Source organism: Microbacterium paludicola, from assembly GCF_015235415.1.
GTDB lineage: Bacteria > Actinomycetota > Actinomycetes > Actinomycetales > Microbacteriaceae > Microbacterium > Microbacterium paludicola.
In genome coordinates, this window is the sequence record NZ_JADGLL010000034.1 from 1 (window position 1) to 15,135 (window position 15,135).

At 67.0% G+C, this 15,135-nt stretch carries 16 protein-coding genes and 1 pseudogene; 11 read left to right on the forward strand and 6 right to left on the reverse strand.

What is annotated here, in order from left to right:
* The coding region (locus tag IR155_RS12025) for an IS30 family transposase (protein ID WP_135115068.1) at window positions 1-806 on the forward strand (806 nt) is incomplete at its 5' end.
* Between the two features lie 72 nt (window positions 807-878).
* Here the strand turns inward: IR155_RS12025 and IR155_RS16350 are convergent.
* Window positions 879-1,070: pseudogene (locus tag IR155_RS16350) on the reverse strand (transposase); the annotation flags it as partial.
* Window positions 1,039-1,533 carry a hypothetical protein gene (locus tag IR155_RS12030; RefSeq protein WP_135115070.1) on the reverse strand — a complete coding sequence of 165 codons (495 nt, stop codon included), beginning with the start codon at window positions 1,531-1,533 and terminating at the stop codon, window positions 1,039-1,041. The gene IR155_RS12030 and the pseudogene IR155_RS16350, both read right to left, overlap by 32 nt.
* A 124-nt stretch (window positions 1,534-1,657) precedes the next feature.
* Between IR155_RS12030 and IR155_RS12035 the strand changes: the two genes are divergently transcribed.
* From IR155_RS12035 to IR155_RS12055, 5 genes are all read left to right on the forward strand, one after another.
* Window positions 1,658-2,275, forward strand: a complete 618-nt coding sequence (locus IR155_RS12035) for a hypothetical protein (RefSeq protein ID WP_135115071.1) — start codon at window positions 1,658-1,660, stop codon at window positions 2,273-2,275.
* 8 nt (window positions 2,276-2,283) lie between these two features.
* The gene (locus IR155_RS12040; protein ID WP_135115072.1) at window positions 2,284-2,619 is read left to right on the forward strand and encodes a hypothetical protein; all 336 of its coding nucleotides are present in this window, start codon (window positions 2,284-2,286) and stop codon (window positions 2,617-2,619) included.
* Between the two features lie 197 nt (window positions 2,620-2,816).
* A complete protein-coding gene (locus IR155_RS12045) occupies window positions 2,817-3,320 on the forward strand; it encodes a sigma-70 family RNA polymerase sigma factor (protein WP_135115073.1) in 504 nt (167 codons plus the stop codon).
* A gap of 4 nt (window positions 3,321-3,324) precedes the next feature.
* Window positions 3,325-4,308, forward strand: a complete 984-nt coding sequence (locus tag IR155_RS12050; RefSeq protein ID WP_135115074.1) for a hypothetical protein — start codon at window positions 3,325-3,327, stop codon at window positions 4,306-4,308.
* 148 nt (window positions 4,309-4,456) lie between these two features.
* Window positions 4,457-4,873: a peptidase inhibitor family I36 protein gene (locus tag IR155_RS12055; RefSeq protein ID WP_167760774.1), complete on the forward strand. Its 417-nt coding sequence runs from the start codon at window positions 4,457-4,459 to the stop codon at window positions 4,871-4,873.
* A 310-nt stretch (window positions 4,874-5,183) separates the two neighbouring features.
* Here IR155_RS12055 and IR155_RS12060 read toward each other — a convergent pair whose 3' ends face one another.
* From IR155_RS12060 to IR155_RS12070, 3 genes are all read right to left on the reverse strand, one after another.
* Complete coding sequence (locus IR155_RS12060) at window positions 5,184-6,251, reverse strand: methionine synthase (RefSeq protein WP_135115076.1); 1,068 nt, start codon at window positions 6,249-6,251, stop codon at window positions 5,184-5,186.
* A gap of 31 nt (window positions 6,252-6,282) precedes the next feature.
* Window positions 6,283-7,272, reverse strand: a complete 990-nt coding sequence (locus IR155_RS12065) for a DUF1852 domain-containing protein (RefSeq protein ID WP_135115077.1) — start codon at window positions 7,270-7,272, stop codon at window positions 6,283-6,285.
* 73 nt (window positions 7,273-7,345) lie between these two features.
* Window positions 7,346-8,293 (reverse strand): LysR family transcriptional regulator, encoded by a 948-nt coding sequence (locus tag IR155_RS12070; RefSeq protein ID WP_135115078.1) that lies wholly within the window; start codon window positions 8,291-8,293, stop codon window positions 7,346-7,348.
* Window positions 8,294-8,556: 263 nt separating this feature from the next.
* Between IR155_RS12070 and IR155_RS12075 the strand changes: the two genes are divergently transcribed.
* Window positions 8,557-8,937 carry a YciI family protein gene (locus IR155_RS12075; RefSeq protein WP_167760775.1) on the forward strand — a complete coding sequence of 127 codons (381 nt, stop codon included), beginning with the start codon at window positions 8,557-8,559 and terminating at the stop codon, window positions 8,935-8,937.
* Between the two features lie 3 nt (window positions 8,938-8,940).
* Window positions 8,941-10,179 carry an RNA polymerase sigma factor gene (locus tag IR155_RS12080; RefSeq protein ID WP_233441196.1) on the forward strand — a complete coding sequence of 413 codons (1,239 nt, stop codon included), beginning with the start codon at window positions 8,941-8,943 and terminating at the stop codon, window positions 10,177-10,179.
* A gap of 170 nt (window positions 10,180-10,349) precedes the next feature.
* On the opposite strand, the gene IR155_RS12085 is transcribed toward IR155_RS12080, so the two are convergent.
* Window positions 10,350-11,780, reverse strand: coding sequence for an HNH endonuclease signature motif containing protein (locus IR155_RS12085; RefSeq protein ID WP_135115080.1), 1,431 nt, complete (start codon window positions 11,778-11,780; stop codon window positions 10,350-10,352).
* 221 nt (window positions 11,781-12,001) lie between these two features.
* Between IR155_RS12085 and IR155_RS12090 the strand changes: the two genes are divergently transcribed.
* From IR155_RS12090 to IR155_RS12100, 3 genes are read left to right on the forward strand one after another with little or no spacing between them, the layout of a single operon-like run.
* Window positions 12,002-13,303, forward strand: a complete 1,302-nt coding sequence (locus IR155_RS12090; protein ID WP_135115081.1) for an ABC transporter substrate-binding protein — start codon at window positions 12,002-12,004, stop codon at window positions 13,301-13,303.
* An 8-nt stretch (window positions 13,304-13,311) separates the two neighbouring features.
* Window positions 13,312-14,196, forward strand: coding sequence for a carbohydrate ABC transporter permease (locus IR155_RS12095; protein WP_135115099.1), 885 nt, complete (start codon window positions 13,312-13,314; stop codon window positions 14,194-14,196).
* Window positions 14,196-15,098: a carbohydrate ABC transporter permease gene (locus tag IR155_RS12100; protein ID WP_135115082.1), complete on the forward strand. Its 903-nt coding sequence runs from the start codon at window positions 14,196-14,198 to the stop codon at window positions 15,096-15,098. The genes IR155_RS12095 and IR155_RS12100 overlap by 1 nt, the downstream gene beginning before the upstream one ends.
* Window positions 15,099-15,135 lie beyond the last annotated feature (37 nt).

The following is a 15,135-nucleotide window of genomic DNA, read 5'->3' on the forward strand; positions in this document are numbered from 1 at the left end:
CTCGGGAGCAGGCCCGCAGGCCGAAGCCGTTCAAGCTTGACGGTGGCCGGTTGCTCGAGACCGTGACAGCGCAGTTGAAGCAGCTGTGGTCGCCGCAGGAGATCGCTGCCCGCCTACGGTTGGAGCATCCCGACGACCCGGAGATGCACGTGAGCCACGAGACGATCTATCAGTCCCTGTTCGTACAGGGACGCGGGCAACTGCGCCGAGAACTCGCCCGCTGCCTGAGATCGGGACGCACGGCCAGGAAGGCGCGAACGGCAACGGATCGGCGCGGCCGTCTGCCAGGGATGGTCATGATCAGCGAGCGCCCCGCTGAGGTCGAGGACCGTGCCGTTCCCGGGCATTGGGAAGGCGATCTCATCCTTGGTGAGAACAGCCGTAGCGCCGTCGGAACCCTCGTCGAACGCAGCACCCGCCTCACGCTCCTGCTGCATTTGCCTGATGGGAAGAGTGCAGACAAGGTGGAGGCCGCGATGCGCGAAGCGATCACCGCGCTCCCGTCGTCGCTGGCGCGGACGATCACCTGGGATCAGGGCGCGGAGATGGCCAAGCACCTCGAGTTCACAGCCACAACCGGGATCCCGATCTACTTCTGCGACCCGCACTCCCCGTGGCAGCGGGGCAGCAATGAGAACACCAACGGGTTGCTACGTCAATACCTTCCGAAGAGCACCGATCTGAGCATCGTTAGCCGCGCGGACCTGACCGCGATTCAGGACTCGCTCAACGGCCGACCACGCAAGACGCTCGGATATCTGACACCATCGGAGAAGTTCACGGAACTCGTTGCGACCACCGGTTGAATCCGCCATCTCATTGGCCCTGCGCAGCTCCGCGTTCTCCTTCTGCAGTCGCTTGATCTCCGCCGCCGCATCCGTCGTCAACCCGGGCTTCACCCCGGCGTCGACCTCGTAGCGGCGCTGCCACAACCGCAGCGTCTCCGGGCTCATCCCCAGCAGCCCGGCGACATGCCGGACCGCGCTCATCATCGTCGGGTGCGACGGCCGCGTCTCCGCGAGCATCCGCAACGCCCGCTCACGCATCTCCGGCGAGTACTTCCTGTTCATCGTGTTCCATCCTTGCTTGAAGAACGGAACGAAAGTCAGGCCGATTCAACGCCCGGATGCGGTCGACGTGGCGCATCGTGAGGCCGACGTTGACGTGGGGGCGGATCACGAGCCGGGGGATGCCGATGCGCTCGTCGATGCGGCGTCGGATGTCGCCGGGGGCGCGGTCGTCTGCCCAGATGACTGAGGCTGGCCGTGTCTGCTTGAGGTAGGCGAGGAAGCTGCGGCTGCGCCATCCGAACTTGAGCGAGTCGATCCAGGGGACGCACGTGCCGGGGAGTCTGCCGCGGAGGCGTTTGCCGTTGACGAGGTCGTCGATGTCCTCCTGGCTCGGGCCCCAGGATGTCAGCCAGGCGACCTCTACGCCGGGTCGGCGGGCTTGTTCGTCGAGCGCGTCGATAACCGGCTCGTCGAGGGGCAGGTACTGATACCAGCCGGGCTCGCCGACGGCCTTCCTGATCACGATTCGGTATCGGTGCTGTTGTTGGTGTCACGGCTTGCCCCGTTCTTGCAACGCCTCTTTTAGAGGCGTTGCTGATCCGGCCCGCGCCTCGACGTAGCAGAACACGACAACGTAAGGGAAACCCATGAAGACTCGCATCTCTCTTGCTTCGCTAGGTGCTGTGGTGCTCGCGGTGACGCTGGTCACCCCGACAGCCGCCTCGGCGGACGAACGTGATGTGTTTCAGCCACCGGCATCGTTCCAGGCCACCGCATCTGGGACCGAAGCCGAGGTGGCGGTTGATGCGACCGAGGAATACACCGCGGTGATCAGCGGCGTTGAGTACGCAGAGAGGGCTGACGCGTCAGTCATGCTCGCCGCACCAGGATGCTCGAGCACCGACAAGGCCACGAAGACTGTCAACATGTGGCAGCGCCGCAATCCCAACGGTGTCGCGAAGCTCGAGTGTGGGACCAAGACTGGGTACGGGTGGCGACACATCGCCGATGGTCACGGGCAGGACTGGCAGAACATCCTGACCAAGTACAAGATCGCCGGCACCTGGTCGGACTTCGCGAAATGGAACATCGGAAACACCGTCGGCGCGCCAGCGTCTGCCCCGTACAACAGCACGAACAACAGCTACACCTACCAGGCGCCGCTCCAGATCAAGAACTCGAAGGGGCAGGTCGTACGCACGTATACGGTGAAGGTGCCTGTCGGTAAGACGACCGAGCGCATCATCACCGCCTTTCCGAGTTGAGGGACCAGATGGACGAGACCAATTCGGACCTCTTCGATCGATTCGTGCAGCATCTTCGCGCCGTCGACAGCAGGAACAGCGGCGATCGTGAAGGTGGAAGACTGGTCGTGTTCGAGGAAGGCTCCTCGCGACACGCGAGCTTCCTGACGAGCGCAGACGATCTTCGTCGCCGGCTCTCGACGCTCTCGGACGACGCGCTGAGCATCTGGCCCGAGACCACGAGCGAGACCGCGGCCTTCCGCCTGCTCTCGATCCAGCTGGAAGAGATCCTGAGTACAGGCAAATCGGCGACCTACCGGCTGACTGGAGACGGCGTTCGTTCCCTCCCCTCCGGGGCCGAGTAGCTGACCTTCCGGTGTCGTCGAGTGGTGCATGTCATTCGACGACACCGGACGGTTCACGCATCTGAGTGCTCAACGACCGGCGACCTGCGGATGTCACAGATTCCCGGCCGAGGCCCATGTCACATTTCGTCGCCTTCGATCAACGGTGAGGATAGAGGAGCGGCTTCTACAGCTGATCGAGCGACGAGGGAGGTGGCGTGGAGAAGTTCGCGACGTTCTTCCGAGTGAACTACTCGCTGGTCGTCGGTGTCGCCGAACGCCGCTTGGACTCGAAACAGGACGCGGAAGAGATCGCGACCGAGGCGTTCCACATCGCATGGCAGCGCTACCAGGCCGGAGAGCAATTGAGCGTGCCCTGGCTGTACGGGGTGGTGCGGAACCTGATCGGCGACGAGTACCGGAGCCGCGGGCGCCGCGCCGAACTGCAGCGCCAGCTCAACGAGGAGTTCGCTCTGCGCATTCCCGTTTCAGACGACCTATACGCGGACGTTCGCGATGCGGTCGAGCGGTTGCCACAGATGCACCGCGAGGTGCTGAAGATGACCTATTGGGAGCGCCTGACATCGAAGGAGATCGCCGCCGCGCTCGACATGAACAGCGCCGCCGTCCGCGCCAGGCTCATGCGTGCCAGGCGCATGCTTCGTGCAGCGCTGAACGAACTGCAGGGCCGGACCGGTGAGGAGGTACGCGCTCGTGGATGACCTGTTGAGCAAGCTGCTGCGCGCAGCGGACCCCGGGACCGTGAAGCGCGGTGACCCGCTCTCCGAGCGCGGCCTGCGTGAGCTCGCGGAATACGAAGCAAGGGAGGCCGCCCTTGAGCGTGCCCATCGCCGCAACGCGCGCCGGCCCGCCTCGTGGCGTCCCCGGCGGCCTGTGCGTCTCGCGACCGGTGGCGCATTCGTCGTCGCACTGCTCGCCGCTGTCTTCGCGTTGACAAGCGTTCTGAGCCCCGCACCAGCTATTGCCGCGACTCCGCCGCTGCTGGCGCTGACACCAATTTCCGCAGGAGCCCCGGAACTGTTGAAGGAGATGGAGACCATGCGTCGCACTCACCACGAGGTGAGCAACACAATCCGTGCGCAGACCTGGGCGCTGAACACGACGTTCGCCGAGGACGGTACGACTGAGTCCACCGTCGTAGAACCGCAGTGGAGTGAGACCACCTTCTTGGTCGACGGGAGCGTGCACTATCGGCTCGTCGCTGCAAAGCCATTCCCGGGGCAAGACGACGACAGTCTGCCTGCTCCGGGTACGGTGCTCGTCGACGAGTCCTTCCAGCCCGGCGAATGGGACGCATCGATCGAGGATGGTCCACCCCTCGTGGTCGACGAGGTGGGCGCGTACCTGGCCACGTTCGCCGGTGGCGAAGAGCTGACCGCGGGGCAGACGTTGCGTGAGATCAGCACGATCATGTCGAACTACCTGCTCACGCCCGAACAGGAAGCCGCTCTCATCGGCCACCTGAGCCGCGTGAGCAACATCCAGGTCTCCGGCTCGACAATAGATCGGCTCGGCCGGGCGGGGATCGTGTTCAGCGCGACCGACCGGGCTCCCGACGAGTACGAGGATCGGCTGATCGTCTCGCCCCGTACGGGGCAGATCCTAGCCGCCGAAACTCTCTACACAGGGCGCACTCGGACCGACATTCAAGCCCCGGCGGTCGTGGACTACGCGGCTTGGGAACGCTGATCCTCGTCCTTTCCTTCCCCCTCATTACCTATCGAACGGATACCAGTTCATGCGTCACGCTCATGCTGCAATCGCGACCACTGCCCTTGCCCTGATCGCATTGCTGGCCCCGACCATCGCATCCGCGACGGAGCACGATACTTCACCTATGCAGGAACGCGTCGAAGAGGTGATCGACGAGTTCGGCGGTGAGCAGGTCGGCTGGAACGTGGTGAGCTGGGAGGACGGTGAGATCATCCTCACCGTCGACCCTGACCTCAGCGTCAACGCCAGCACGACGAAGTCGCTCTACGCGACCGCAACGGTGGCATCGAAGGAAGACTGCGCCAGCGGGAAGTACTGCCTCTATAGCAGAGCGTTCTACGACGGCGACAAGCTCACGCTCTCGGCCTGCCCGGCAACGCACACCTCGTTCAGCAAGCTCGGCGGGGCTCCGCGCTCGATCATGAACGACCGTCCCTCCGGCAAGGTGACGGCCTACAATGGGCGCACCATGAAGGCCTCGCTGAAGGCGGGCGCGGGAGCGTCGAACATCACCGGCGTCACCAAGGTCACCTGCTCCTGAACGTGCGACACCAGCGCTGAAGCTGAGTTGTTCTTGTGGCACTACGGAGCTCGCCACCGCCCGTGCCTGACAACGCGATACGCGAACCTTAGGTACCCCCCCCGGCCGCTCGCCGGTCGGCGCTCGTGACGACGAGGGCAAGTGGTCAGCTTCGGTAGCCGGGGGCGCATGCGCAGAGGTGTCTAGGAATATGCCATGTTCTGCGAACAGATCGTCGCCCGGGCGGGTGCCAACTCCCGCGGAAACCCCAGGTCGGGATGCCGGCTCTGCGCGGAACGTACAGACGCCGAGGCGGTGATCGCGCTCGGCCTCAGGCGTGCGGGCCCGCCGTCGAATCGAGGGAGGCGCTCGTACCCGTCAACTCGGCCCTGACGATCGCGGCACCGGATGCGAGGGCGGCCATCTTCTTGCGCGCGACCGTGCGCGGCAGGGGCGCCATGCCGCAGTTCGTGCTCGGGATCAGCTTGTCCGAGTCGACGAACCGGAGCACGTCGCGGAGCGTGGCGGCGACCTCCTCCGGGGTCTCGATCTCGTGCGTCGCCACGTCGACGGCACCGACCATCACCCTTTTCCCGCGCAGCAGTTCGATGAGTTCGACGGGCACGCGGGAGTTGTGGCGCTCGAGGGAGACCGTGTCGATCGACGAGCGCTGCAGGAGCGGGAACGATTCCTCATACTGGCGCCACTCGGGTCCGAGCGTCGCTTTCCAGTCGGTGTTGGCCTTGATCCCGTAGCCGTAGCAGATGTGCACGACGGTCTCGGCCCGGAGCCCTTCGGCGGCGAGTTCGAGCACCTCGACGCCCCAGTCCCTCACGTCGTCGAAGAACACGTTGAACGCGGGCTCGTCGAACTGGATGATGTCGACGCCGGCCGCCTCCAGCTCCTTCGCCTCCTGGTTCAGGATCTTCGCGAACTCGCGGGCGAGTTCCTCGCGGCTGCCGTAGTGCTTGTCCGCCAGCGTGTCGATCATGGTCATCGGGCCGGGGAGCGCCCACTTGATCGGCTGGTTCGTCTGCGCGCGCAGCGTCCGCGCGTCCTCCACGAACACCGGCCTCTCACGGCTCACCGCCCCGACGACCGTGGGCACGCTGGCGTCATAGCGGTCGCGGATCCGGACGGTCTCGCGATGCTCGAAGTCGACGCCGCGCAGATGCTCGATGAAGGTCGTGACGAAGTGCTGGCGGGTCTGCTCGCCGTCGGCGATGATGTCGAGGCCCGCACGGCGCTGTTCGTCAGCTGCGATCGCCAGCGCGTCGTGCTTGCCTTCGACGAGAGCTGCGGCCTCGAGCCTCCACGGAGACCAGAGCTGCTCCGGCTCGGCGAGCCAGGCGGGCTTCGGCAGGCTGCCGACGATGGCGGTGGGCAGAAGCGAGTTCATCGATGCGTCTTTCGTGTCTCTGGCGGCCATGTCAGTGGGCCGCGGCCCACTCGTCGAGCACGTCCCGATAGGGCGTCATGAACTGCTCCTCGGTGAGCCGGCCCTGCGTGACCGCGAGTTGGCTGCGCTCCTCGCGGTCGTATGCGATGCCCGTCACCGAGTGATCCTGGTCCTGCAGGCTCGGCCGGTACACGTGGCCGGCCGCGGAGTTGGCGTTGTAGATCTCTGGGCGGTAGATCTTCTGGAACGCCTCCATCGTGCTGATGGTGCCGATGAGCGCCAGGTCGGAGTAGTCGTTGAGAAGGTCGCCCCGGTGGTAGAACGCCAGCGGCGCGACCGACCCGCGGGGCATGAAGTAGCGCACCTGCAGGCCCATCCGTGTGAAGTACTCGTCGGTCAGCGAGAACGCGTCCTGCCGGTACTCCACGCCCAGCACCGGGTGGCGGTTGTCTCGCCGCGTGTACGTCCGGCTCGTGGACACACTGATGCAGATCACCGGCGGCTGGGAGAAGCGCTCGCGGTACGCGTCCGAGGCCAGGAAGTGCTGGAAGAGCTTGCCGTGCAGATCGCCGAAGTCGCTAGGGATTTCGGCGGCGCCGCTCGCCTTGTGCGCGGGCAGCACGACGCTGAAGTCGTAGTCGCGGACGTACGACGAGAAGTTGTTGCCCGCGATGCCGGGGATGCGCCGTCCAGTCCACTTGTCGAGGATCTGCACGTCCAGGATTTCGATGAGGGGGAAGCCGGGGCCCCCGTTCTCTGCATCGAGGTGAAGGTCGACGGAGACGATCTCGAGTTCGACGGTGTACCGGTCGCGCTCCGGGTTGTCCCAGTCGGCGAGGTCGTTGAAGCGACGGTCGATCATCGTCAGCGCGCCGCGGAGGTTCTCGCGCCGGTTCTCGCCGCGGGCGAGGTTGGCGAAGTTCGTGGTGATCCGCGACCCGGATGACGGGGAGTACTCCTCGTCGAAGCGGGTGGTGCGGATGCGGAATGTGAGCTCGGTCGCCGCCGTGTAGGTCGTCATGGTGATCCGAGCGTAGGCAGCGATGTGGGTTATAGCCCCATCGGAATGTTTACCAGCGTCACATAGCCTGCCCCTATGTGACCAGCTCCACGCCGAAGCCCGCGACGACCTCGCGCATCTCGGCGACGAAGCGCTCCGCCTGCCCCGTGAGCGGGATCGACGTGTGCCCGATCCAGCCGATCTCGATGCGCTCGTCGACATCGAGCGGCACGGCGACGATGGACGGGTCCAGGTCGTCGGAGATGATCCCGGTGGAGATCGTGTAGCCGCCGAGGCCGATCATCAGGTTGAAGATCGTGGCCCGGTCGCTGACGCGGATGTCCTGCTTCGACGACCGGGTGGAGAGGATCTCCTCGGCGAAGTAGAACGAGTTGTTCGCCCCCTGGTCGAAGGTGAGCCGCGGCAACTCCTCCAGGTCGTCGAGCGTCACGCGCTCACGGCCCGCGAGCCTGTTGGTGCGCGCGACGAAGATATGCGGGGTTGCGAGGAACAGCGGGGTGAAGCCGAGACCGGCCTCCCGGAGCAGCTTGTCGACGACCTTCCGGTTGAAGTCGTTGCGGTAGAGGATCCCGATCTCGCTGCGGAGGGTGCGGACGTCCTCGATGATGTCCCAGGTGCGAGTCTCGCGCAGACTGAACTCGTACTCCGCGGCCCCGGATGTCCTCACCATCCGCACGAATGCGTCGACGACGAACGAGTAGTGCTGCGCCGAGACACCAAGAAGCCGTCGCGACGGCGGGCGCCCGAGATAGCGCTGCTCGAGCAGCTCGGCCTGCTCGACGACCTGGCGGGCGTAGCCGAGGAACTCGGTGCCGTCCGCCGTGAGGGTGATGCCGCGGGTCGAGCGGGTGAAGAGGGCGCGCCCTGCCCGCCGCTCGAGATCCTTCATCGCGGCGGACATCGTCGGCTGCGAGACGTACAGCAGGTCGGCTGCGGCGGAGATGGATCCCTCGGCGGCGACCTCGATGAAGTACCTCAGCTGCTGCAAGGTGATGCCGTTCCCCGCCCCGCCTCGTGCCATAGCCACACGCTATCTCGGTGACCGAAGCCGCGGAGCCTGTGAGGACCGATCGCCGGTGGGGCTCGCTGCGTCGCGCCTGGGAAAGTGCGACCTTCCCCGAAATGGAACGTCGCTCGTGGCATGAGAAGCCCATGGGGAGCCCGAGCTGTGATGCGAGCCTCACGTGGAACCTGCAAGGACTGAGATCGCCAGGCTGTCGAGATCCGCGGCTCGGCTCCGACACACTGGTGACGACTCCGCCCGGGGTCGCGGAAGGGACAGCCATGCAGTACCTCATCCTGATCCACAGCAATCCGAGCGTCATCGAGTTGTTCGCGGGTATGACCGACGAGCAGCGGCGGGAGGCCTTCCAGACCTACTGGGACGTCGAGTCCGACCTGCAGGCGTCGGGGGAGCTCGTCGAGTCGAAGGCGCTGGAGGAGAAGGTCCAGCGCTACGTTCAGCGCGGTCCGCAGGCGCCGATCGTGACCGATGCTCCTCTCGCGGAGACGACCGAGATCATCACGGGGTTCTACCTCGTGGACGTCGCCGGCGAGGAGCGGGCGTTCGAGATCGCCGCCCGCTTCCCCGAGGCGGCGACCGAACGAGGGGTGCGAGTGGTGCGGGTCTGGACGCAGGCGGACTTCGACGACGCGATGGCCTGAGCCGTGACGGGCGGACGCGTGCCGGAAGGGCTCGTGACGGCGACGTTGCGAGCGGCCATCCCGCGCGCGATCGCCGTCGTCGCGCGGCGCTGGGGCGACTTCCACGACGCGGAGGACGCGGTGCAGGAGGCGGCTCTCTCGGCGAGCCGGGTCTGGCCGGGCGACGGCCTCCCCGAGAGTCCCGTCGCGTGGATCGTCGTCGCCGCGTCGAGGCGGATGATCGATGCCATCCGCGCCGACCAGTCGCGTCGCGCACGTGAGCTGCGAGCGACGGCCTTGGAGCCGCTTGAGCCGGAGACCGTGCACCGCGACGACACGCTCGCGCTGCTGCTCATGTGCTGCCACCCGTCGCTGGAGCCCGGCGCGCAGCTGCCGCTCACGCTGCGCGCCGTCGGTGGGCTGACGACGCGGGAGATCGCACGGGGGCTGATGCTGAGGGAGTCGACCGTTGCGCAGCGCATCTCGCGGGCGAAGGCGACGATCCGCCGCGCCGGTGCGCGGTTCGCGCTGCCGGAGCCGAGTGAGGTCGCGAGCCGGATCCCCACGGTGCTCGACGTGATCGGCCTGATCCACACCGAGTCGCACAGCGCGACGGAGGGCGTGTCGATCGCGCGCCCGGGGCTCGCCGACGAGGCGCTGCGGATCGGGCGCGAGCTGTTGCGGCACGCGCCGCGGGATGCGCCGTGGCGCGGCGAGGTGCTGGGGCTCGTCGCCCTCATGCTGCTGACGAACGCGCGCGAGCCGGCGCGGATCGATCCGACGGGTCTGCCGATCCCGCTCGCCGAGCAGGACCGGAGGCTGTGGCGGAGGGACCTGATCGCGGAGGGCGACGGCCTGCTGCGGGAGGCGCTGGCGGACTATCCGCTCGGGGTGTTCCAGGTGCGCGCCGCGATCGCCGGCGTGCACGCCGCCGCGCCGTCCTACGCCGCGACGGACTGGCGGGAGGTCGTCGGCCTGTACGACCTGATGCGGGTGCTCGCTCCTGGTCCGGTGACCGAGCTTGCGCGGCTCGTCGCGGTCGCGGAGCTCGATGGCGCGGAGTCGGCGCTTCTCGCGCTCGAGCGACTGGATCAGGATGCCCCGGTCGCCCGGGTGGCAGCCGTGCGGGCGCACCTGCTCGCGCAGGCAGGGCACGATCCGTCCGCCGCATTGCGGGAGGCGGCTGCCGCGGCGACGAACGCCGCCGAGCGGCGGTGGTTCGCGCAGCGGGCGGTGGCGCAGGGCACGCACGCCGGCGGGTAGACCGGGGGCCGACGCGGCGCAGGGTGGACGCGCGGACCTGCACCTCCACGACGCGGCGGCCTGCAGCCGGGCGGGGTCGGGGCGTTCGACTCGCTTCGCTCGCTCAACGACTGGGAGGGTGGGCGTTCGACTCGCTTCGCTCGCTCAACGAGCAGGAGGGGTGGGCTCGCTCAACGAGCAGGAGCGCGAGGTGGCGCGGGCGGTCGCGATCGGCGCCTCGTGAGGGCGTTGGGTGCGGGGCGGTAGATGCCGCGGGGGTCGATCCAGGGTGGTGCTTTGGTCTCGACGATGCCGCGGTTGATTCGGATTCCCCAGCCGGATCGTTCGAGGTTGTGGTGGTGCCACCAGCAGAGCATCACGCCGTTGTCGGTGTGGGTGGGTCCGCCTTTGGCGTGGTCGGTGACGTGGTGGATCTCGCACCAGGACGCCCGGATGGAGCAGCCGGGGATGACGCAGCCTCCGTCGCGGGCGGCGATCGCCTTGCGCTGGTGGGTGTTGAACAGGCGTTCCTTGGTGCCGAGGCGGACGATGCGTCCGGCGTTGTCGAAGACGATCTTCTGAACTGCTCCGGTGCAGGCGATCCGGTGGGCGATGCTCGCCGGCACGGGGGTCTGGATGCCGTCGATCGACGCCACCCCGGTCGGGGAGAGGAGGTCCTCGGCCGCGACATGCACAAGCAGCGTGGGGGCCGCGCCGCCGAGGGAGGGCGTGTCCTCGGCGCGGGCGGCGGTCTGGATGGCGGCGTGGAGGATGTCGTGCCGCTTCTGCGCCGGGGTCCGCTCGTCGGGGACGACCTCGTCCTGCCCCCACGGCTCGCCCGCCTCGGTGTCGGCGGGGTTGGTGCCGAACCGGACGGCGGGGTTGCTGTGCGCATCGAACAGCATCTGCAGCGCGCCGGCCGCTTCCGGGGTGACGTCGCCGCGTACCGGGTGGACGCCGTTGCGGAGGGCACCGATGGTGAACCCGCGTCGCTTCGCAGCTTCCTCGCTGGACGGTTCAAGGCCGTCCTGATCCAGTGACAGCCCGATGGCGAGGACCTGTGCTCTGACCTCGTCAAAGGTGCGCGCCGGCTCGTGACCTGTGGCCTCGGCGACGAGCCACGCTTCGCTGTCTGCAAGGGCGACGGGATCGGCACGGTGCTCCACCGTGGTCAGCATCGTCCCGATCAACTGTGCCGCCTCGAGGCCGATCGCCCCGTCCTGAAGCGCCGCGGCGATCGCGGGCTGCTTCGCCGGCAGCTCCTCGCCGGTGAGGGCGAACCGGGGCTGCGTGCGCGTGTCGAGTCGCACCCGCGCGCGCACGGTCCTGGTCGAGGCGCCGGTGAGCCGCTCCAGCAGCTCGGTCCCGTTGCGGCAGCCGTGCTGCGCGGAGAGCCGCTCCTTCACCATCAGGTCGGAGCGGGCATCGACCTCGCCGGCCGCGCGCACGCGCAGGGCATCCACAACCCTGCCCAGCCCCTCCGACTCTCGGGTGAACGCGACGAGATTCGCATCCGGCAGCCCGCCGACCTGCCCGAACACTCCCTCGAGGACGGCGAGCGCGGCGGCGACCGCCTCGCGAGGATCGCGAGACGGGTCTTCGAACCACGGGGTCGCCGCCATGACCCAATTATAGTGCAAAGATACGACAAACGGAAGAGCGTAAAGCCCTACGAAATCGAACAAAGATCCGAAGCGGCCATGAGAACAACCCCGCCTTTGCCCGCCCACGTCGCCCCTGTCAACGGTCTTGCCGGCACGGATCGCGACGAGCAGAGTCGGGCGTGACGGTCAGCAGCTCCACCCGGCACAGTCGCCGGGCGATACGCGGCGAAGGGGACGATGTGTCTTCGAGATCCACTCGATTCATCCGTGCGGCGGCAGCGGGTGCCGTGCTCGCCCTGAGTGGCGCGCTGCTCGCGGGATGCTCGGCCGACGGTCGCGAGACCATCCGGTTCGCCTTCAGCAAGCGCGAGGCCCTCGACTTCATGAACGAGCTCGTCGCCGAGTACAACGGCTCGCAGGATCGCGTCCGCGTCGAGATGGACACCTCGGGAATCGACGTCGTGTCGGCGAGCTTCGTGCGGGGGAATCCGCCCGACATCATGCTCTCCAACTACAACTACGAGACGGCGCGCTACGTCCAGCGCTGCGCGCTGATCGACCTGTCCGACACCGAGGCCGCCGCCAACAGCCGCGAGGATCTCGAGCCGCTGATGGCCCAGTACGGATCGTGCGAGGGACGCACGAGCGCCATCCCGTACTCGGTGATGGCGGCATCCGTCATCTACAACAAGGAGATCTTCGCCGAGCACGACATCGAGGTCCCGCAGACCTGGGACGAGCTGCTGGCGGCCTGCGACGCGCTCGAGCAGGCAGGCGTCACCCCGATCTACGGCACGTTCAAGGACGACTGGACCGTGGGCCAGGGCTGGTACGACTACGCGATCGGCGGCTCGCTCGACGTCCTCGACTTCTTCGACCGCCTCGCCGCGCAGGGAACCGAGGTCGGCCCCGACTCCGAGGTCTCGTTCCAGAAGGACTTCGCCGAGCCGATCGACCGGATGATGCAGCTCACCGAGTACACGAACGACGACGCGCGCAGTCGCGCATACGGCGACGGCAACCTCGCCTTCGCGCAGGGGGAGGCGGCGATGTACCTGCAGGGCCCGTGGGCGTTCGCCGAGATCGCGAAGACCTCCGAGGACGTCGACCTCGGCACCTTCCCGCTGCCGATGACGGACGATCCGGATGACCTCGCGGTGCGGGTCAACATGGACCTCGCGGCGATGATCCCCGCCGAGTCGCAGCACCAGGATGCGGCCCGCGACTTCCTCGAGTTCCTGTTCGAGCCCGACAACATCGAGGCCTACAACGCCTCGCAGCTCGGCTTCACGCCGACGAAGGACGCGCCGCCGCCGGACGATCCGCGGATCGAAGGGATGATCCCCTATTACAACGAGGGACGGATCTACCAGGGCGCGTCCGTGCTCACGCCCCGCACCATCCCGGTCAACAACTACGCACAGGCGATGGTGCTCGGCTCCGACACCGACCGGATGCTGCGGACGCTCGATGCCGACTGGGCGCGCGTGGCGTTTCGCGCACCCGCGCCGCACACAAAGGCGGAAGGGGCGGACAAGTGACCCAGTCGATGGTGACCGGCGCCACGCGCGGAGGGAAGCGCCGCGTCGAGCCGATCTACTACCTGTTCCTGCTGCCGAGCCTCGTGCTGTTCACCCTCGCGATCACGGTGCCCGGCGTCATCGGCATATTCTTCAGCTTCACCGATTCGATCGGCATCGGCGAGTGGAGCTTCAACGGCCTGACGAACTACATCGCCCTGTTCAGCGATCCGGCGGTGCTGCAGAGCTACCTCTTCACGTTCGGCTTCTCGATCGCGACCGTCATCGTCGTGAACGTCGTGGCATTCCTGCTGGCGGTCGGCCTGACCTCCCGGATCCGGCTGAAGACGGGCCTGCGGACGGTCTTCGTGATCCCGATGGTGATCTCGGGCATCATCATCGCCTACGTCTTCAACTTCCTGTTCTCGAACTCGCTGCCCGCTGCGGGCGCGGCGGCGGGGATCCCGTGGCTGCAGACGAGCCTGCTGGCGAACCCGGATCTCGCCTGGATCGCGATCGTGATCGTCACCGCCTGGCAGGCGGTGCCGGGCACCCTGCTGATCTACATCGCGGGCCTGCTGTCGGTGCCGGGGGACGTCTACGAGGCGGCCGACATCGACGGCGCGAGCAAGACGCAGCAGCTGTTCCGGATCACCGTGCCGCTCGTCGCGGGCTATGTCGTGATCAATGTGATCCTGGGCTTCAAGAACTTCCTGAACGCCTACGACATCATCGTGGGACTCACGAACGGCGGACCCGGCACCGCCACACGCAGCGTCGCCATGTCGATCGTCCAGGGTTTCTACGGCGGCGACTACGCCTATCAGATGGCCAACGCGACGATCTTCTTCATCGTGGCGGTGCTGATCTCGCTCCTGCAGCTCTCGCTGACTCGCGGAAGGAACACGTTCTGATGGCCATCACCACGTCGACCGGGCCGACAAGCACCAGTACCCGGAGCATCATCACGGCGGGCGCATCGGGGCGGGTCGGCGCCGAGCGCATCAACTGGCCGGGCACCATCCTGCTGATCCTGTCCGCCGTGACGGTGCTGCTGCCCCTCTACGTGACGATCAGCATGGCGTTCAAGACGACAGGGCAGGCCGTCGACGGCAACGCCTTCTCGCTGCCCGCGCCGTTCAGCCTGGACGGATTCGTCCAGGCCTGGAACCTCACGAAGTTCCCTGTGGGAGCGGGGATCTCGCTGTTCGTCACCGCGGGCACGGTGGCGCTGACGATCCTGCTTGCCGCCTTCGCGTCGTACGCGATCGTCCGCAACTGGGATCGCCGCCTGTTCCGCTACTCGTTCTTCTACCTGCTGGCGGCGATGTTCATCCCGTTCCCCGTGGTCGCGCTTCCGCAGATCCAGCTGACGGGGCGCGTGGGGCTCGACAACCCGCTCGGGGTGGTGATCCTCGCCACGATGTTCCAGCTGAGCTTCAGCGTGCTGCTGTTCACGGCGTTCCTGCGGTCGATCCCGATCGAGCTCGAGGAGAGCGCGCGGATCGACGGGGCGACCACGTGGCAGACGTTCTGGCGGCTGATCTTCCCGCTGCTCGCGCCGATGAGCGCCACCGTCGGCATCTTCGCGTTCCTGTACGCCTGGAACGACTTCATGATGCCGTCGCTGATCATCTCCGATCCGGCCTTGCAGACGCTGCCGGTTCGGCAGAACCTGTTCCAGAACCAGTTCAGCAACAACTACAACGTCGCGTTCGCCTCTTACCTGATGGCGATGGCACCCGCTATCGTCGCGTACCTGTTCACGCAGCGATGGGTGATGGAGGGTGTCACCCAGGGCGCGGTCAAGGGCTGAACCGAACCCCCGATCCGCACTTCCGACCCAGACCGAA